The organism is Desulfobotulus sp. (assembly GCF_034006065.1).
Taxonomy (GTDB): Bacteria; Desulfobacterota; Desulfobacteria; order Desulfobacterales; family ASO4-4; genus Desulfobotulus.
In genome coordinates, this window is the sequence record NZ_JAVETM010000012.1 from 14,404 (window position 1) to 34,100 (window position 19,697).

General features: G+C 49.7%; 16 protein-coding genes. 1 reads left to right on the plus strand and 15 read right to left on the minus strand.

The window, feature by feature from the left end; genetic code table 11:
• Nucleotides 1-28 precede the first annotated feature (28 nt).
• The 7 genes from RBR60_RS06535 to RBR60_RS06565 all read right to left on the minus strand — a co-directional run bounded on the left by RBR60_RS06535 (nucleotide 29) and on the right by RBR60_RS06565 (nucleotide 4,937).
• Nucleotides 29-385 (minus strand): PIN domain-containing protein, encoded by a 357-nt coding sequence (locus RBR60_RS06535; protein ID WP_320355085.1) that lies wholly within the window; start codon nucleotides 383-385, stop codon nucleotides 29-31.
• A complete protein-coding gene (locus tag RBR60_RS06540) occupies nucleotides 369-1,343 on the minus strand; it encodes a DMT family transporter (RefSeq protein ID WP_320355138.1) in 975 nt (324 codons plus the stop codon). Before RBR60_RS06540 ends, RBR60_RS06535 begins: the two co-directional genes overlap by 17 nt.
• 107 nt (nucleotides 1,344-1,450) lie before the next feature.
• Complete coding sequence (locus RBR60_RS06545; RefSeq protein WP_320355086.1) at nucleotides 1,451-2,305, minus strand: DUF1186 domain-containing protein; 855 nt, start codon at nucleotides 2,303-2,305, stop codon at nucleotides 1,451-1,453.
• Between the two features lie 85 nt (nucleotides 2,306-2,390).
• On the minus strand, nucleotides 2,391-2,945 hold the full coding sequence (locus tag RBR60_RS06550) for a cysteine hydrolase family protein (protein ID WP_320355087.1): 555 nt from the start codon (nucleotides 2,943-2,945) through the stop codon (nucleotides 2,391-2,393).
• Nucleotides 2,946-3,139: 194 nt separating this feature from the next.
• Nucleotides 3,140-3,523, minus strand: coding sequence for a hypothetical protein (locus tag RBR60_RS06555; RefSeq protein WP_320355088.1), 384 nt, complete (start codon nucleotides 3,521-3,523; stop codon nucleotides 3,140-3,142).
• A gap of 54 nt (nucleotides 3,524-3,577) precedes the next feature.
• Nucleotides 3,578-4,318 carry an IS21-like element helper ATPase IstB gene (istB, locus tag RBR60_RS06560; RefSeq protein ID WP_320355089.1) on the minus strand — a complete coding sequence of 247 codons (741 nt, stop codon included), beginning with the start codon at nucleotides 4,316-4,318 and terminating at the stop codon, nucleotides 3,578-3,580.
• Nucleotides 4,305-4,937 (minus strand): Mu transposase domain-containing protein, encoded by a 633-nt coding sequence (locus RBR60_RS06565; protein WP_320355090.1) that lies wholly within the window; start codon nucleotides 4,935-4,937, stop codon nucleotides 4,305-4,307. Before RBR60_RS06565 ends, istB begins: the two co-directional genes overlap by 14 nt.
• Before the next feature lie 697 nt (nucleotides 4,938-5,634).
• Here RBR60_RS06565 and RBR60_RS06570 point away from each other — a divergent pair.
• Nucleotides 5,635-5,979, plus strand: a complete 345-nt coding sequence (locus RBR60_RS06570; RefSeq protein ID WP_320355091.1) for a hypothetical protein — start codon at nucleotides 5,635-5,637, stop codon at nucleotides 5,977-5,979.
• 2 nt (nucleotides 5,980-5,981) lie between these two features.
• Here RBR60_RS06570 and RBR60_RS06575 read toward each other — a convergent pair whose 3' ends face one another.
• The 8 genes from RBR60_RS06575 to RBR60_RS06610 form a co-directional block, all read right to left on the minus strand.
• Nucleotides 5,982-7,259, minus strand: a complete 1,278-nt coding sequence (locus tag RBR60_RS06575; protein ID WP_320355092.1) for an HD-GYP domain-containing protein — start codon at nucleotides 7,257-7,259, stop codon at nucleotides 5,982-5,984.
• A 202-nt stretch (nucleotides 7,260-7,461) separates the two neighbouring features.
• A complete protein-coding gene (locus tag RBR60_RS06580; protein ID WP_320355093.1) occupies nucleotides 7,462-9,171 on the minus strand; it encodes a methyl-accepting chemotaxis protein in 1,710 nt (569 codons plus the stop codon).
• 73 nt (nucleotides 9,172-9,244) lie between these two features.
• Nucleotides 9,245-12,019, minus strand: a complete 2,775-nt coding sequence (locus RBR60_RS06585; protein WP_320355094.1) for a type I restriction endonuclease subunit R — start codon at nucleotides 12,017-12,019, stop codon at nucleotides 9,245-9,247.
• A gap of 33 nt (nucleotides 12,020-12,052) precedes the next feature.
• Entirely contained in the window at nucleotides 12,053-12,862 is an 810-nt protein-coding gene (locus RBR60_RS06590; RefSeq protein WP_320355095.1) for a PDDEXK nuclease domain-containing protein, read from the minus strand.
• Nucleotides 12,849-14,267, minus strand: a complete 1,419-nt coding sequence (locus RBR60_RS06595; RefSeq protein WP_320355096.1) for a restriction endonuclease subunit S — start codon at nucleotides 14,265-14,267, stop codon at nucleotides 12,849-12,851. The genes RBR60_RS06590 and RBR60_RS06595 overlap by 14 nt, the downstream gene beginning before the upstream one ends.
• Nucleotides 14,264-15,334: a PDDEXK nuclease domain-containing protein gene (locus tag RBR60_RS06600; protein WP_320355097.1), complete on the minus strand. Its 1,071-nt coding sequence runs from the start codon at nucleotides 15,332-15,334 to the stop codon at nucleotides 14,264-14,266. Before RBR60_RS06600 ends, RBR60_RS06595 begins: the two co-directional genes overlap by 4 nt.
• Complete coding sequence (locus RBR60_RS06605) at nucleotides 15,334-17,466, minus strand: class I SAM-dependent DNA methyltransferase (protein ID WP_320355098.1); 2,133 nt, start codon at nucleotides 17,464-17,466, stop codon at nucleotides 15,334-15,336. Before RBR60_RS06605 ends, RBR60_RS06600 begins: the two co-directional genes overlap by 1 nt.
• A gap of 340 nt (nucleotides 17,467-17,806) precedes the next feature.
• Nucleotides 17,807-19,480 carry an FAD-binding oxidoreductase gene (locus RBR60_RS06610; RefSeq protein WP_320355099.1) on the minus strand — a complete coding sequence of 558 codons (1,674 nt, stop codon included), beginning with the start codon at nucleotides 19,478-19,480 and terminating at the stop codon, nucleotides 17,807-17,809.
• Nucleotides 19,481-19,697: the final 217 nt, after the last annotated feature.

Sequence of the window (19,697 nt, forward strand, 5' to 3'; positions counted from 1 at the left end):
CGGATTCATTCGAGAAAGCATAACTTTTTCAAACTTTTTTCTTTTTTTGATCCTGATAAACTGTAAAATCACGGTCAATGGTTGCAATGGTATTGATGTTCAGTTGTTCAGCCATATATACAAGGGATGAATCGGAAAAATTCATTGGTGAGTCACAATATTTTTCTGTCAGCTCTTTTAGCCTGAGAAAAACTTTATTCTGGATATCATGAATCTCAACGGCTCCTCTGCCAATCCACTCTAAAAAATCTATCTGAGCATTTCGGTTGAAACCCAATAAATAAAGTGTCTCTGTGATGGAGGCGAAGGTTCTGATAAGAGGGTCTTTATTTTGCTTGATAAAATTAACCGATTCTTGATGGTATCTGTCAGATGAAGGGAGCACCCCCCACTTGGCTGATGGCTGGTCTCTTGTTTTCGATCTTTGCTGATATTCTGCTCCCAAGGCCCCATATACTTAACAGCAGGAGCGTAGCGCCCAGCCACTGTAATGTTCCGAAGTGCTGATCAAGAAGGAAAGCCGAAAGCACCACAGCCGTGAGAGGCTCAAGCAAGGTGGCCACAGTGAGTGCCGTGGGCTTCAGTCGCGCAGCTCCCCAGCTGAAGGCAAGTAATGCGAGGGCTGCGGTGACAATGCCAAGATAGAGCAGCCATGCTTGCGGTGGAATTTCTGTCGGCCAGGTGAATGGTCGGCAAAGGGCGTATAAACTCATTACGGCGGCTGCAACCACGGTCAGACACGCTGTGGCCGGTCCAGCTCCGAGGGCGATGGAAATACGGCCACTGATCATGGAGAAGCCAGCATACAGGAGCGCCGAACCAATGGAGAAGGCAACCCCGAGCAAAGTGTTGTGCGGCCCGACACCTGCCGTAATGGTACCGTGCTGGGTGATGACCAAAACGGTACCGAGGATCGCGGCTGAAAGCACAAAAACGAGTTGCAGATCTGCTGTTTCCTGACCCCGCGCGACTGCAATGATGGCGACGATGACAGGTGGCAGGCAGAGCGCAATCAGTGTGGGAACAGCGGCACCCAATTGTTCGATTCCAAGAAACCAGAGCAATACATAGCCAGCCATTGTCACGCCCGCAAGAAGGACCGTTGTCAGCAACGGCCGCAGTCGGCTCCACGAAATGGCACGGCCAAAGACCCCAACGAGAACAACCGCGCCAATGACGAAACGCCAGAAGGAAACGTTTTCAGGGGTGAAGCCATGCCGGGCGACAAGTATATTGACAACCAGCGCGCCGGTTCCCCACATGATTCCTGCTCCACAGGCAGCCGTCAGTGCCAGTTTCGGAGACGAAGAATGGAGATGCGATGAGAGCGTTGAAGTGTCCATGGATGATATCAAGTCCTATCCTTGTATAATGCATGAAAAGGAGAACCTGCCCCGTATGGGCATGGATCCCGTGAAAAGCGAGAAAAGGGGGGGATCTCTTTTTTTGTTTATATAAGGCAGCATTTTTTATATTTTTTTCCGCTGCCGCAAGGGCATGGTTCGTTTCTGCCGGTCTTTTTGCTGGCGGATCTGCCTGCGGGTTCAGATGCCCTGCCGGGATTGTATTTCTCCTTGTCAAAAACAAAGTAGGGCTCCCGTTTTTTTGTTCTCTTCTCCTTCAGGCCAAAAGCGATTTCAATATCTTCAAAATCACCGACGATGGAATCGTCCACGCAGTTTTTTTCAAAGGCTTTTTTAATAATCCTGATGGATTCAAGGGCTTTCAGGCGAATGAGAGCATCAATGATATATCCGTTCAGTTCGGCATCATCCTCACAATGGTCCGCAAGCTGCTCCGTCAGTTTTCTGATACACACTTCTTTTTTTTCAGGATGCATTTCAGCAATACGGTGCAGACTACTGGCCGCAATACTTCTTGCATAGATGCCGTTATGTCTGTCTTTCATATACTGGGTGAGACGGGATATGGCTTCAGGCCCTATCATCCCCATGATAAGGAGCATTTCTTCAGTCACCCAGTCATCTTCTGCATCGTCCGCCATCCAGAAGATGCTTATGAGAGGTGTAATGGCCTCTTCTGCCTTAAGCTGGCCCAAGGCCCGCCATGCATGCACGGGCGCCCATACTTCAGTGGATTCCGAAGAAGAAAGGTGAAGCGCTTGGTCCGTGACCATTGCGATCAGTTCCTGAACATGATTTTTATTCAGACCCAGTTGAAGGTAATCAGGCCAATTCCTGAAATCTTGCCCCATGAGACAGGCACCGTAGGTCAGCAGCTGGCGCACAGGGTCTTTATAATCATGCAGGGCTGTTTGTTCTTTTTCCGGCGTGCCGGTGGTCATTGTATCTCCTCCATATTTTTCACCCTTCACAATTCAGAGGTCTTCCAGCAAACGGGCGATGTCCTTCGGTGTGTGAATTCAGATGTCAGAGCAAATTGATAATTTCCGCCGTACTCAAGACGGAGGCGTATTCACCGTCCAGGTTGGCCAGGGACATCGCGTGTACCTCATCCGCAGACCGCAGGACACCCCTGTAGTCCTTTTTTGCAAAAGTAAACGTAGCGTCTGATACCACAATCGTCTTAAAGCCGAGATTGCCTGCGGTGCGTGCCGTGGACTCGACCGAGTTGCTCGTACTGACACCCGCGATGACGACGTGCTTAACGCCGCGGACATGGAGCCATCGCTCCAGACCGCTTTGGATGAAGGCATCGGGTACGTTTTTTTCAATGATGTGTTCGCCTGTGATCGGGGAGAGCTCAGACTGAAATTCAACACCAGACTGACCGGGCCAGAATGGCGAGCCTGGGATCCGGGAAATATGACGAACATGGATAATCGGCCAGCCCGTCTTTCTCCATGCACTGAGCAGACAGTGGATGTTTCCCTCGGCATCTGGATTATTCCGCTCGCCTGCGTCCGGGCCACGCATGCTTCGCTGCATGTCGATCACGATCAAAGCTGTTTTGTTGTTTTTCATTCTCTGCGCTCCAAAAATGCAACAAGAGGAAATTTTCCATGTTTTCTATCAGATATTCAAGGGGAAAAAATTGAAAAGGGATCCAGATGCTTCTTCACGGGCCGCAGCAGTTCCATGCTTTCTCCCCCGAGCTGTTTTTCCATGAAAGGCCCCATCTGTTCAGAAACGTAGCTTTTTGCATGGTGTGTAGCCGCTTATCTGCCAGTTTGTGCATTGGCCTTTGCGCTCTCTTGGTAGGTCACCCCAAAGATGGTGTCGCCCAGCCATTTCTTGAACGACGGATTGTCGCTGAACTGCTTGAACAGTTCTGTGTGGTCGGACAGGAGGTCGATCATGATCCGCTGGAGCGCGGCATCGTGCTCGATTCGGGCGGTTTTCTTGTCATTGTTCTTCATGGCATTCTGGTAGGCTGCGTCCGCTGCCACCTTGACCGGGATCTCCTCGGCGATGATCTTGCGGATCTTGTCGCCGTCCTTCCAGTCGATATTGCCGAACTGGTCATTGAATGCCCTGATGATGTTGCTCAGTTGATCCAGCTCCGGTTCCGGCTTGCGGCCACCGCCGCTGGTCGGTGTCAATGGCCAAAATTTTTGACCCACTTTTGGCCAATAAAATTGACCCATTTTGATAAATTAAATTTTCATTTTCTCCTTAATTCGATAACTTTCACCTCCCATCATAAAAATATGTGAATGGTGTATGATGCGATCGACAATGGGTATAGCGACATTGTCATTATGAAAAAAATCACCCCAGCTGGTAAAATCTTTGTTGGTTGTCAGAACGATAGACCTGAACTCGTATAAGGCATTGATAAGTTGAAATAAATTATATCTTGCCTGCTGAAGCATAGGAAGATATCCAAGCTCATCAATAATAATCAGATCATATTTTGAAATTTGGCTGATTCTTTTTTTTAATTCCCCTTTCATTTCAAACATTTCAAGGTCTTCGACAAGATCAAGGGCATTACGGAATAAAATCTTGTATCCGGCTTCTATAGCCTTTATTCCTATTCCAATAGCAAGATGTGTTTTGCCTACTCCAGGCGGGCCAATAAAAATAAGATTGTTTCTATCGTCAATAAAATTAAAGTCTAAAAGACTGTTTATCTGGCGTTTTGTAATGGTTGTCTGATGCCTATAGTCAAAATCTTCCAAAAACTTTCTTGCCGGGAATCCTGCTTGCCTGAAGTTACGCTGCACTCTTGTATGCAAACGATGATTCAACTCATTTGAGACCAGTTGATCAGCGAAACTCAAATAGGATATTTCATTTGCTTCTGCCTGTGCAATAAGGTCCGCAAGCTGAGAGGCAGTGGTAGTAAGTTTCAGGCTACGGTAACGGGAAGCTGTTTGTTCAAGCATGCTCATGGGTCACCTCCTGGCCACCGACAGGTTGGCCAATGATGGCTGCATAAGCTCTAAGATCAAGTTTTTCTGAAGAAATATCAAATTGCATGGAGGAAGATCGGCCCTTCATTTTTGCCTTCTGGTCAGCTTCAAGATAGTTTTTCAGACGGGATGCTGTCATTAAAGGTTTTTGGCATAGATGCTGCAGCAAATCATCGTCTATAGGATTGAAATCAAATAAAATCTTTTCAACAGCCACAAGCTGATCTTTATAAATTCGAGGTTCTGTATCCTTCAAATGCCTGCAAAGGGCCGCACCGTTTTCTTCTCCTGCAATGGATACAATCTTTTGCTCAAGATCCTTAATCCTTTGTTCATGATCTCTGTAATGATTGTTGTTTTTGATTATCTTGCCTTTTTCCCTGCAAAGGGAATGTTGAGCAATAATATTATTTGTTTCAATATCTTTGATGTAAATGTTTTCTGTATCTTCCTGAACTCTTACCCGCCTTCTCTGATATGCCATGGGTACAGAATATTTATTAGCTTTCCAGGAGATCAGGCCTGTTTTATCTGCCTTTCTTGATTCACAGGCAGGATTTTGCTCAGAACAGCAGGCTGGTGTAAGATATTTAGACAAGTGTTGTTTTTCATCAGTTTCAAAATGATTATGAGGTATTTTACCGGTTGTTCCATGAATACGGCTATTGGCAACATCCTCAAGCCATTCAAGAACATGTCTGCGTACGCTGCTTTTTGTTTCAAAGCTATCACCATACAGGCAGTCATTTTTGACATACTTGACTCCAGCTTCAACCTTACCTTTACTTTCAGGATCTCCGGCTGCACAGGCATGAATTCGAAAACCTGCCTCTGTGGCATACTCATAGAATTTCTCAGTGGTGTCCGGTTAGGTTTTTGCTTGTATTAAATTATCAATAATCCTCATTGGCCAGAAATAATATTTTTTCAGATTGATCCAAAATAATCTTTTTTTGATCTGAATATTTTTAATTGTCGAGTTTTAACTTCAACACCAAATGGACCTTGCCGAGATATAAAAACAGATCCGAAAGATTACAGTTGTAATCATTTATATTAACCCCTTCGCAGTTGGCCCAGTGGAAGCGAAGCTGTTACCAGGTGCAAAGTAAATTATAAATAGCTGAAATGTCAATATATTTATTCCGGCTACATTTTGGCATCATAACTATAATTTTGTGATTTTGCCCTTTGTAATATTAACAGGTTACAGCTACTTCGCCGCTCAGAGCACGCTCGCGTCCACTACTCCTACTTCGACTTTTCTTGCACGGACTATGGATAAATTCCTATAATTGTTAACTGAAAAAGAGTGGCGATTTACTTATCAATATCACATGAGTTCAGGCCTTACTGAGAGCCCCGAGAGTGAAGTCAATTCTGAAATATTAACTGAGGAAATAAAACACAATGAATTAAAAGATAATAAAACCGGTATACTTAATGATATGGGAGACATCATTAAAGAGTGGGTACAAACACCGGATCAGGAAAAAATTGATGTACCCGCTACAGAACTTAGATCCATTTCAGGGGTGATGGACTCGCAAAAAGCTAAAAACAACTATAAAGCGGCCCTGCGGTACAAGTGGGCGGGCTTTTCATATGTCGGGTTTAGAACAAAAATACCTGTTTTATAGGATTAAAAGTTTATTGAAAAATAATCATTCATAATGTCTTCCATGCATTGATTTAGATATTCTTCATCATTGATGGCATGAAATTTTGTATAGAGTTTTTCTGCTATATTTTCAAATTTATTGAATAGTTCAGGATCAAAGTGCTTACCCACATCCTCCCTCATTATATCCATTGATTTTTTAAATGAAAATGGCTTTTTATATGGACGCTCAGAAGTTAGAGCATCAAAGACATCTGAAATGGCAAATATTTTTGCATTTACCGGAATGTCTTTCCCCTTTAGTCCTGCCAGATATCCACTGCCGTCGTATTTTTCATGGTGGTACCGAATAACATCTGTTGCACGCTTTAACCATTCATTATTTTGAACAATTTTTGCTCCGATAGAGACATGCTGTTTCATGATTTCAAATTCTTCATCGGTCAGTTTTCCCGGTTTAAGAAGTATCGAGTCGCTTATTCCGATTTTTCCAACGTCATGTAAAAAGGCCCCTGTAATTAAATCCCTGATTTGAACTGGACTGCGTCCAATTGCTTCAGCAAGTTTAACAGAATATATAGTGACCCGATAATTGTGTGAATTGGTATCACTGTCCCGTTCTGCAATAGCGCTACCCAGAGACTTCAATATATTGGTGTTAGAAATCAGAAGATCTGATGAAAGGTTCAAAAGACGCTTATTCAAACGAAATATAATCGGATAAATTAGAATGGTAGTTATGAGAACCACAACCATAGTCATAATAATTGAAATCAGGCTTTTAAGTTTTATATCTTTCAATTGCTTATTAGAAAGGTGATAGATTCCCTGAAAATGCCCAATAACGGAATTATCTGTCTTACTTATAACTGGAACCATAAATTTTATATATAGCTGACCGTTATAGTACCCTGTTTTGCACTCATATTTACCTTTCATTTTAAAAGTACCAAATTTTTTGTTCAGTTTTCCATTAATCGTTTCATAATCTTTTATCGAAGCTTGAATAACTGGTTTCAGGCTATCATCTAAAAACTCAATAAAAATGAAAAGATCATGATCAAGACTTTTTTGAATACTGTCATTCAACTCCTTATATGCTTCTACTGTTTTCAACTTATAATATTTTTCATAAGAAGAAGAAGTTTTTTCTGCTTCAGTATATGAGATCTCTGCCAATTGATTATCAATGCTTCGTATTTCAATAACTGTAGCGATAATGCCTACCAGTATTGAAATAACAAGGCCACCAAGTAAAAGATTTCTGAAAAGGCTTTTATGGGTGTCTTCAAGTTTCATATTGATTCTTATCTAATTAAAGTTTGAAATGCTATTTGTATTGCCTGAGAAAAAATGTTTTTAATTATAATGGGGGTCTATTAAACACTTGGTACAAATCCGTCACGAACAAATAAACCCACTCGGTCCAGATTGATGCGTTTCTGAACCAGGCTCATTGTTTTTTAAAAGGCTTGCACCTCCAAGGCACTGTAAATTCGGGCTATATTTTGAACTGGACAACCATATCTCTTAACTTTTCGGATAAATGGTTTAATTCAGTTGCTTTAACATTCATCAGTGAACTTCCTTGTGCGGTATTCTGTGCAGAATCGTTTATACGAGAAATGGAAACTCCTACCCCCTGAGAAAGAGAAGATATCTGCGTGACATTTTCATTCATTTCCAAAATACCCTGAGAAGCAAGTGAAGAATTGACGGCGATTTCTTTGGTAGCCTCGGATTGTTCATTAAGCGCTTGTGCAATTCCTGACACGTTTGAATCTATATTCTCTATAATCTTGTTGACGACTTCGATTTCTTCAACCGAGCCTTTAGTCGTTTTTTGAATTCCTTCGACTTTTTCTTTAATAAAAAGGGTTGCTTCTGCAGTTTTTTTAGCTAACTCTTTAATTTCATTTGCAACCACAGCAAAACCTTTTCCTGCTTCGCCAGCTCTTGCCGCTTCGATGGTGGCATTAAGTGCAAGTAGGTTAGTCTGTTCAGATATTTCATTAATGGTTTCAATCACTTGATTAATTGATTTTGCGGCTGAACCAAGGTCACCAATTTTTTCAGAAACATCTTTGACTCGACTAACCGCTCCCCCTGTAACAGACTTGGCTTCGGTCGTATTTTCCATTATTCTTTCAATCATCTGATTCAATTGTTCAGCCGCAGACGCAATAGAACTGACATTTCCAGAAGCGGCCGCAGATGCAGATGTTACAGAATTCATTTTATCATTCATTGATTCTGTGACTTTCTTTACATCTTTGGCAATGTCTTGAGTCTCTAAGGCATTGTCTTGCATATCACTTGACAACCCAAGAAATTCTGTGGATGAATTGTTTAAGGTTTTTGTGTTGCCAGCGGTCTCCAAGATCATTCCCCGCAATTTATCCAAAAACAGATTAAACCAGCTGGCCAATTCATAAATTTCTCCCCCTCCACTCACTTTGATCCGAAGAGTTAAATCTCCTTCACCATTTGCAATATCCTTCAAGCTCGAGACAACCTGTTTTACAGGCCCTGTGATTTCTCTCGTCAAGAGGAGCCCAAGTACAAGCCCGAGAATCATAGCAAAAAGAGTTAGCATTATCATATTTTTCCCACTGGTATCGCCACTTTCTTTAGCTTCTTTAGCAAAATCATCTGACATTTTAGTAATAAAAGTACGCACATCTTCCGTTTTTCCAAGTAACTCTACTTTTTTAAGTTCCACCTCTTTTATATGGGAAGGGATCTCATCATGCTTATTATTTAGCAATAGCATCCTTGAATGTTTAACGTGTTTCTCATATCCTAAATGCTTACTATTGATTTCCTTAAGGAGGATAAATAATTTATCATATTGCTCTGGGCAGTCAGTGTTATTTAAGGCTTTTTTTACGAGGTTTACAGCATTGTCCATATTTATATAAAATTGTTTCGAATAGAATTCAAATTTTCGCCAGTCCTCCTTAAATTGTTCCTCATTCTTTGATTCTTTCGATAAAAACAATATTTTTTCAAAAAGGACGGCCTGGTTCAGTTGTGTAATTGAAATTTTAGTTGCGAAATCTGACAAGGGGTTATTATATTCTGTGATTTCATTAAGTTCTTGATTAATATGATTGACCTTTAAAATACCGTATCCAGAAGTTATTATCATGAGCAAAAGAAGAACAGCCACCATTCCTATAAGTTTAACACCAATATTTAATTTTTTCATGAAACCCCATTCCCAATATTATTTGTTTGTTTAAGAAGATAGAAGACGGCATTATATTAACACGTTATCTCAATTATAGCAATGAAATATTGTTATTTGTTGAATGCTTGCTTTGTTGTTTAAATTTTATGAAAGCATTGTAAGCAATTAAAACCGTTAAGATTCCAGCTGAAGTAAGCTTTAAGCTGTATGGAATTATTTCAGAGCCCATGCCCATTGTCGGCACCGGTTCGATTTCGGCATCCTGATCCGGAAGGTTGATCTTGAGGCTGGTTTTTACCTCGACACGGTAGCTGTCCATATCGATGGCCTCCAGGATGCCCCGGGACAGATCCTCTTCCTTGGGTGCAGGGAGTTTCGGGATCAGGAAATTCAGAAAGATCGACAGCTTTTCCCAGTCAGCATTCGAGTAGGGAAGAATTGAGGCCAGAAAACCGTAGGTGCGCACGAAGGCTTTGCCCTTACCCTTGAAGTTCACCTGTCCGTCTTCGTCGAGATCAGCCTTGTAGGTGGCGACGCAGGCATCCAGGATGGGGTCGAGTTTGTCACGGTCTGCACCGTTCAGATAAAGCCCCACCAGATCGTCGATTTGTGCCTTGGAACAGACCTGGTAGCCGTCCAGATCTGATTTCAGGTCGTGCAGCTTGTTGGGGTCGGTCTCGTCACTGAGGATGGTGGTACGATAGTAATCCTTGAAGGACTTCTGAATGGTCTCCGAGTCGTTGTAAAAATCGAGCACAAAGGTGTCGTGTTTCTGGGGATGGGCGCGATTGAGGCGTGACAGAGTCTGCACCGCCTTGATGTCGGAGAGTGCTTTATCCACATACATGGTGTGCAGCAGCGGTTCGTCGTAGCCGGTCTGGAACTTGTCGGCGACGATCAAGAAGCGGTACGGATCCTCTCGCACCTTGTCCGGGATCTGGCTGCTGGGAAAGCCGTTCAGCGTCGCTTCGGTGACCTTCTTGCCGCCATACTCGTGTTCCCCGGAAAAGGCGACAATGGATGTATAAGGACTTTTGCGCTCCTTGAGGTAGTCCCTGAAGGCGTGAAAATACTGAATGGCCCGTTCGATACCGCCTGTGATGACCATGGCCCGGGCCTGCCCGCCGATCTTGCGGTGGTCGATCACCTGGGCGTGAAAGTGATCCACCATGATCTCGGCCTTCTCGCGGATGGCGTGTTCGTGGGACTCCACGTAGCGGCGCAGTTTTTTCAGGGCCTTGTTGGCGTCAAAGCGCGGATCATCCTCCACGATCTTGGCCAGACGGTAGTAGCTTTCTACCGGGGTATAGTTCTTCAGCACATCGAGGATGAAGCCTTCCTGAATGGCCTGTTTCATGGTGTAGCTGTGGAAGGGACGGTGCTTCACGGTGCCGTCGGGCTGTGGATCCGGCTCGCCGAAAATTTCCAGGGTCTTGTTCTTGGGGGTTGCGGTGAAGGCGAAGTAGCTGGCGTTGGTTACCATCTTCCGGCCTTCCATGATCCTGTTGATCTTGTCTTCAACCGTCTCTTCCTCCGCCGCATCAGAGCCACCGTAGGGCGCGGCCTCCTCCAGCACACGGTTCATGGCGGCGGTGGTCTTGCCACCCTGGCTGGAATGGGCCTCGTCGATGATGATGGCGAACTTGCTCCTGCGGTGTTCGTTGCCGATCTCATCGAGGATGAAAGGGAACTTCTGCACCGTTGTGATGATGACTTTCTTCCCGGCCTTGAGGAATTTGCGCAGGTCGCCGGAGTCTTCGGCATGGCCGACGGTGGCGGAGACCTGGGCGAACTGTTTGATGGTGTCGCGGATCTGCTTGTCGAGTACCCGTCGGTCTGTGACCACGATGACCGAATCGAACAACGTCTTGCTTTCATGCTCCAGCCCCACGAGCTGGTGTGCCAGCCAGGCGATGGAGTTGCTCTTCCCGCTGCCCGCCGAGTGCTGAATCAGGTAACGCCTGCCGACACCGTTTTCAGCGGCATGGGCCAGCAGCATGTGCACCACCTTCAACTGATGGTAGCGGGGGAAGATCTGCTTGGATCTTTTTTTGCCGGTCTTCTCGTCCTTTTCCGCCACCACCTGGGCGTAGTTTTCCAGAATGTCGGTGAGGCCCGCCCTGGAGAGGGTCTCCTTCCACAGGTAATCGGTGGCCATACCGAATGGGTTCGGCGGATTGCCCGCGCCGTCATTGTTCCCCCTGTTGAAGGGCAGAAACCACGACCCCTTGCCCTTGAGGTGGGTACAGAAACGCACCTCGTGGTCGTCCACGGCAAAATGGACAACACAGCGGCCAAACTGGAACAGAAGCTCCTTCGGATCGCGGTCGCGCTGGTACTGCTGCACGGCATCGAGCACCGTCTGCTTGGTGAGTTTGTTTTTGAGTTCGAAGGTGGCGATGGGCAGGCCGTTGATGAACACGGCCATGTCGAGGGAGAGCGCGGTTTCAACGCGGCTGTAGCGGAGCTGGCGGGTGACACTGAAGATGTTGGCCGCGAACCGTTCGGCTGCCTTCACATTGCCCGGTGTCGGCGTTCCGTAGAAAAGGTTCACATGGGCCGGGCCGTGCTTGATACCGGAACGCAAACAGTCCACCACGCCACGCTTGGCAATCTCGCCCTGCAGGCGGTGCAGGAAGTTTGACGTGTGAGGGGTGAGGTGTGAAGGGTGAAAGGATGCCGGGTCGAGGCGTAGCACTTCGAGTTGTTCCGGTTGCGTGGCGTGCAGAAATGCAATGAGCTTGGCCAGATCCACGGCGTGTTCCCGGTCGTAGTCCTGCGGGTTGCCCTGAACGTATCCGGCTTCGCCAATCAACGATTGGACAATGAGGTTTTCCAGACCCTTTTCCGTTGTGTCCGTGGTCATTGCATCTCCTCCATATTTTTCACCCTTCACAATTCAGAGGTCTTCCAGCAAACGGGCGATGTCCTTAGGCGACGGCAGTTGGCCTTTCAGTGCCTTGGGCAGGGTCTTGGTGATTTCATACGTGGCCACGCCGATGGGCTTTCTGGCATCGTGCAGGGCATATTCCACAATGGTGCGGTTCTTCTCCTTGCACAGGATGATGCCGATGGATGGGTTCTCGTCCTCCTGGCGAACCTGCCGCTCGCTGTGTTCCTCGCCCAGTTCCAGAAAATCGAAGGTGTATTCGTCCTTCACTGCCAGCTTGGCCTGGGCGCGAAGTTCCGGTGTGAGCGCCTGGTCGAAATTGGTCTGGCCCAGCAAGGATTTTTCATAGCTCTGGTTGTCGATCTGGTGGATGAGTACATTTTTAGACCAGCCGAATTTGCGGGTCATACGGATATAAAATTCCCGCTCCAGCGAATCCTTGCACTTGCTCATGATGACAAGATTATGCGCCCACGCAATTTCTCCAACCAGTGGTTGGAGTTTTTGGCTGCCCTGATACTCCGAATAGAACTGTCTCATGTACCATAGATTTTGAACCGAAAAACCTTTCACACCTGGGAATTCCTGCCGCAGGTCGGCAGACAACCGTTCCACCACTGCCTTGCCCCAGCCTTCAACATCCTGCCGTTCCATTATCATTCGGCCGATGTCCCAGTAAAGGCCGACCAGCTCCTTGTTGACCGCCTTGAGGGCTTCATACTGGGCGGAGCGGATGCGCTCCTTGATCTCAGTCAGCAGACGCGGATAGTCCTGGGGTTTGCCGAGGCTGTTCTTGGGGGTTTTGTCAGTCGGTTTCATCCATCTCCCCCTCGTCACTGTTCAGGTCATCGGCATCGGTGGTGTCTTCATCCAGCGTCAGCAGTTCGTCCTCGGCAATCTCCGGCACCTCGATGTTGCGCACGTCCACCTGACCGGTGACCACATCGGAAATCAGTCGAGTGCGGTATTCGCGCATCAGCTCGATCTCACGCTCGGCCCTTGAAATCGCCTGGCTGATTTCTGCGCACTTCTCATTGATGTGAGCAATAATCGCCCGTTGTTCCTCCAACGGCGGTAGCGGGAAGAACGCCCCCTTGATTGCACCTTGCGCCAAGCCAAAGCGGGTCACGCCGGTAGCGGCAATCCGGAACTGGTCCGCCACTGGGTCGGAAGAGAAGGCCCTGAACAGAAACTCGCCTTCGATTTCACCTGAGAACGGTCTGATCAAGGCCAAGTGATAGGCACAAACGACGCCCGGAATTGCCTCGGGCACGAAAGTGGGAATGGCGATGTCATCCCAGCTTTCGGAGTCCTTGGTGATGATCACGTCGCCCGCTTTCAGCTCAAAAACGCGAATTTCTTCCGGCGTGGCCGTGGCCTTCATGAAATCGATGGCAGCGGTGATGCGGTCGTTCTTGTAAACGTCCACGTAGTTGCAGAGCATGACCGGGACTTCGTCCTCGTCCGTGTTCTTGTCGACGCCACTTGCCCTGACCGCCGCCAGCGTGCGGAGCCGTCTGGCGTCCCAGTGCTCCGGAATATCTCCGATCCATTCCACGCCGCTGGGCTTGAACTTGACCTTGGGATCAAGCCCTCGGGTCACGGCCTGGTTGATGACGTTCTGCTTCTGTTCCTTGAGCAGTTCGATGAGCCGCTGCTTGTTGCGGATGAACCGCTGGGCCTTGCTGCCGACCGCATCAAGAAATTTGGTAATGTTCCGCTGCTCCTCAATCGGAGGAACGGGTGACGGCATGCGCTTGAAATCCTGCCAGTAAAGCCGGTTGCGATCCTTCACGATGCCTCGTGAATAGGCATCCACCTCGTTCATGTAGGATGCGGTGCGGAACAGATAGCTGAAATAGCGGCAGTCCACCTCCGGAAAGGGTCGCACGACAACATAGGCCGGGCTGACCAGCCCATCGACAGGCGCAACCCCAACGGCTCCCTGCCACATGCGCATCATGTTGTAGGCAATATCCCCCTGAGCCGCTCGCTTGTATTTTTCCCGGTCGGACATCACCTGCTTGCGCTTCAGGTTCTCCATGTCACGCACGCGGATACCGGTTTTCAGTGAGACTTCAAGAATAGGCAATTCTCCGAACCCGGTTTCATTGCGCTGGGAGAAAAGGCGACCGTTCCTGAACAGATCCCAATGCGCCGGAATCTTCCCCAGCCACGGTACGGCAGAGTCCTTGTATTCTGGATAAGGGGCCAGCTTCATCATTCCGCCTCCTTGTTTTCGAGCCGGTTGCGCGACAGCTCAATGGCGGCATGAAGTTTTTGCTGCAAAATCTTTTTGGGTGGCAGTTCGGTGAGGTATTCGGCCACATGGATGCCGGACTGGCTGAGTTCCAGCAGTTCGATCCGTTCGTCATCCTTGCCGGAGCAGAGGATGATGCCCAGCGGCGCTTCTTCGCCCGGTTTGCGTTCGTATCTGTCGAGCCAGCGCAGGTACAAGGACATTTGCCCAAAATGATCGGGCCGGAATTTGTCCAGCTTCAGTTCAATGGCGATAAGCCGTCTGAGGCCACGGTGGAAGAACAGCAGATCCAGATAAAAATCATCGCCATCCACGGTCATGCGTTTTTGTCGGGCAACAAAGGAGAAACCCGCGCCCAGTTCGAGCAGAAAGGACTCCATTTCCCGGAGGATGGCGGCCTCAAGATCTTTTTCCAGGTAGGCATCTTTCAGACCGAGAAAATCCAGAACGTAGGGATCACGAAAGACCAGATCCGGGGTCAGCAGATCTTCTTTTTGCAAGGCATCCAGTTCCATGCGGGCCAGATCCTCGGGCTTGCGGGACAAGGCGGTTTGCTCATAAAGCATGGAGCCGATTTTTGTTTGCAGGGTGCGGGTACTCCAACCTTCAACCCTGCACATTTCAGTGTAGAAATCTCGTTTGAGGGGGGCATCAAGATAGATGAGCGCCTTGAAATGGGTCCAGCTCAATTGTCTCCGCATTGCGGAGACAATTGCCTCTTCGGGAAACGCCTCGGAAAACCGGATCATATGGCGAAGAGACTTCTCAGAAAATCCCCGCCCGAACTCCAGTTCCAATTCTTTCCCCGTTGCGGAGACAATCTGCCCACCATATTCGGCCCGCTCTCCCTTGAGAATTTCCGCGTTAATCCGCTTGCCGATACGCCAATAAAGCAGGGTCAGGCCAGCGTTGACGGCAGTTGCCACCTGGGCACGGGTTTCTTTTATCAAGGCCCGGATATCGTCCAGCAGCACACCACCGGAACCCACCATCAAAACCTCCCGGCTCCTGGACTTTGCAGTCTTTTTCATCAATCCGCCTCTCCGATAATCTGTTCCAGAAGCCCTTCGGTTTCCTGTTCCAGGGCATAGATATCGGCCTTGATCTCATCCAGGGTGCGCATGGGTGCAGGCCGGTAGAAGTGGCGGGTGAAGGAGATCTCGTACCCCACCTGTGTCTTGTCCGGGTCGATCCAGGCATCCGGGGTGTAGGGCAGCACCTCGCGCCGGAAGAACGCTTCAATGCCGCCCTCCTCCAGCAGAGGCACCTGTTCGCTGTCACGCAGTGCGGTATCCGGCTCGTATTCTACCACGCAGCCCTTACCGTTCACCTGGGCTTCGAGCAGGCCGTGGATGGGATCGGGCATGGTCTTGCCTGGTTTGTGAACCTTTTTCAGCACCGGCGCGGCATCCTCGCGGGTGTCGCAGAGTTCGCTTTGCAGCATTTTTTTGCGCTTGGCAGTGAGCTTGACACCATGCCTGTCGGCATCGGTGTCGCAGGTGTCCATGAAGGCATTGAAATCGAGGTGTGGACCGACTCCGAGGATCTCGGCCATACGGCGGGCCAAATTGGCCAGAGGCTCTTCCTTCACATTGGTGCAGGTCCGTTCGAACCGGGACAGCCGTGCCGGACTCAGATCAACGGCAAGGCGCAGCGGACGATCCACCGTCACTTTCCAGTAGCCGAAGGCCTCGTTGGGGAAGATCCTGGATTTCTCGGTTTCGACCGGATTCACCAGCAGGTCGCAGATGGCACGGATATGTTCCTCGGAGAACTCGCAGTTCTTCTTGCCGAGGTTGCGGCGCAGAGGCACGTACCATTCGGTGGCATCAATGAGCTGAACCTTGCCTTTACGCTCTTCGCCCTTGCGGTTGGTGAGCACCCAGATGTAGGTGGCAATGCCGGTATTGTAGAACATGTTTTCCGGCAGGGCGATGATGGCTTCCAGCCAGTCGTTCTCGATGATCCAGCGGCGGATGTTGCTCTCGCCCTGACCCGCATCGCCGGTGAAGAGGGATGAACCGTTGTGAACCTCGGCGATGCGGCTGCCGAGGCGGGTGGTATGCTTCATCTTGGAGAGCTTGTTGACCAGGAACATGAGCTGCCCGTCCGAGGAACGGGTGATCATTTTGTATTCGGAGTCGCCAGCGTGCTGGGTGACAAAGCGCGGATCTTTGATGTCCCCCTTGCCGCCCAGGCGTTCCAGATCGGTCTTCCAGCTCTTGCCGTAGGGCGGATTGGAGAGCATGAAATGGAACTCCTGCGAGGGGAAGGCATCGCTTGCGAGCGTGGAGCCGTACTTCATGTTCTCGGCCTCGGCACCTTCGCCTTTGAGCAGCAGATCGGCCTTGGAGATGGCATAGGTTTCCGGCTGCACCTCCTGGCCGTAAAGATGGATGGAGACGTCCTTGCCGTGGTTTTTGGCGAGCTCAGCCAGACGTTTCTCTGCCACAGTCAGCATGCCTCCGGTGCCGCAGGCTCCGTCATAGACGAGGTAAGTGCCCGATTCGATGTCGTCGGCCACCGGCAGGAAGATCAGGTCGGCCATGAGTTTGACCACGTCGCGGGGCGTGAAGTGCTCTCCGGCCTCTTCGTTGTTTTCTTCGTTGAAGCGGCGGATCAGCTCCTCGAAAATAGTGCCCATGGAATGGTTGTCGAGCGCCGGAAGGATCTCGTTGCCGTCCACATCCTGAATGGACTTGGGGCTGAGATTGACGCGGCCATCGAGGAATTTTTCGATGAGGTGGCCGAGGATATCGGCCTCGATCAGGGTGGGAATCTGGTTGCGGAACTTGAACTTGTCGAGGATCTCCTGGACGTTGGGTGAAAAGCCGTCCAGGTAGGCTTCGAAATCGGCCTTGAGCTGCTGTTGTCTGGCGCGGTTCTTCAGGTCACGCAGGGTGAAGGGGGATACATTGTAAAAGGCCTCGCCTGCGGCCTGGCAGAGGGCTGCGTGCTGGTTGGCGATCCCGGCTCCGTCGAGGTACTTTTTCATGCCGAGGACTTTTTCCTTGCTCGGCTCCAGAAGTGCGTCAAGGCGGCGTATGACCGTCATCGGCAGGATCACGTCACGGTATTTGCCGCGCACGTAGATGTCACGCAGCACGTCGTCGGCAATAGCCCAGATAAAGTTCACGATGCTGTTGTGGATTACATGGTTCACTATTTACGCCTTCCCTATTCTTTTTTTTGCTCGCGGATGTACATGAGCAATTTTTCTTGGCTGACGTCATGGCTGATGCGCCGGAGGAGCATCGGTAACCTCCAGCCGAGGTTTTCACAATTTACACTCCGCATGGTCTCTTTTGATACACGGACCAGTCTGGAAGCGATACTGAAAAGCTCTTGGACAGAAGGTTTGAGATTTTCAAATATTTGGTCTCCATTTTGGCAAAAAAAGCCATCCGGAAGCCTTTCCCCATGCCCTGTGAAAAAAGCCTTATCCAGTCTTGCGTTCCAGAACAAGGCTTTTCTGATCAGGGCAGTGAAAACCGTTTTCCACCTTATAGGCCCATCACCCCCGGCCCCAGAATCCCATGGGGATCCAGATGCTTCTTCACGGCCCGCAGCAGTTCCATGCTTTCTCCCCCGAGCTGTTTTTCCATGAAAGGCCCCATCATCCTTCCTACGCCATGGTGGTGGGAGAGGGTGCCCCCTGCATGGAGGATGCGTTCAATGATCTCCCTGTGAAAGGCCCTGTAACTGTCCAGATCTTCCATGCGGGCGATGAAGATAAAATAGAGATTGGTGCCCTGGGGATAGAAATGGGAGGCGTGGGTCATGCAGATGGTCTGGGGCCGCGCCTTGATGAAGGCCCGTACGCTGTCATGGACCCGGTGCAGGGCCGACCAGGTGACACCCGTCTCAAGGGTGTCAATGATGATGCCGAAATCCAGCAGATCTTCCCGCATGTAGGGATCAAGGTAGCGGCCATGCTCCCACTTGTGCACCGGGTAGGAGGTGAGGCCCATGGCCCCGAATTTTTTGGCGATGCGCCGGACGTTTTTCGCCACATTCCGACTGAAGCCCGCTGCCCCCTCCGCCGTGCCCAGGGCGAGGCAGCGTTCCATGGGCCGGTATCCGGCAAAACGCATGAGGCTGTCCAGCGGCCCGCCTTCCACGCCATAGAGCTTCAGGGCCACGTCCGTTTCTTCGGCATCCGAGATGCGGAACACCGCAGGCATGCCGCACTGGGCCTGGGTGATCTCTCTGGATGCGGCCACGGCCCTTTTCCAGTCCGGAAAGATGAAGGAAAAGCGTCTGGTGTTTTCCGGCATTTTGCGGAAAATTTTTAAGGTCACACTGACGAGAACCCCGAAGGCCCCTTCGCTTCCCTTGAAAATATCCTGAATCTTAGGCCCCGTAGCCGTTGCGGGAACGCTTTGTGTCACAATCTCTCCCCTGGGGGTGATGACTTCCACGGCAAGGAGGAGGTCTGCCGCATCGCCGTAATAGGAGGAGGCCTGCCCCGATCCCAGGGTGAGAATCCATCCGCCCACGGTGCTGAACTCAAAGGACTGGGGGAAGTGACCGCAGGTGTAGGGCCGCAGGGCACCGAAGCGTTTGGGAGCTTCGTTGAGGGCAGCCTCGTAGTCCGGGCCGCTGATGCCCGCCTCCACGGTGACGGCGTGGTCTTCCTCATTCAGGGAAAGCACCCGGTTCATGTGGGTGGCCATGACCAGCGTGACGCCGCCCTTTTCCATGCGGTGGCCAAGGGTGACGGAAGAGCCGCCGCCGTACACGGAAAGGGGGATGCGGTGTTCATGGCAGAGGGATACCACTGCCTGCACGTCCCGTTTGTGACGGGGATGCACCACAAGATCCGAGATGCCTTCTATCTGGTGATGGCGCAGGGCCAGAGCCTCTTCCGTGGTTTTTCCCGTGCTGTAGCGGATGCGGCTGAAGGCATCCCTTTGCACCTGCTCCGGCCCCACCGCCTTTTCCATGGCCTCAATGAAGGGCTCGGGCAGGGGGATGGGAAGGGTTTCTGAAACCCTTTCCTCGCCCGTGAAGCGGGGGGTGAGAAAATCCCTGTCCCCAAGGCCGAAGGTCTCTTTCAGCATGGCGTGGAGTCTGGGGTTGGGATGCTTGAAGGTGTGGGGATCACCCCAGCGGAAGATGCTGCGAAAGCTTTTTTCAGGGGGCGGGGTATGAATCCATGGGCTGTGGGAGGGCATGGCTTTCCTTTCAGATCCGTAAATGATCAGTACGTTTTAATCGGGTAGCTGCTAAATCATTAAACAGGCGTACAGGCACACAGGCCATTTGTTTGTGACGCAATCTTATTCGGGAGCTTCTTGCCCTGTGCTGAATCGCCAAAACTTGTCGGCACAGGCAGCTTGAACTTTTTTATTGCCATCGCAACTTGGGTATGCGGACTTTTGTGCCGACTTC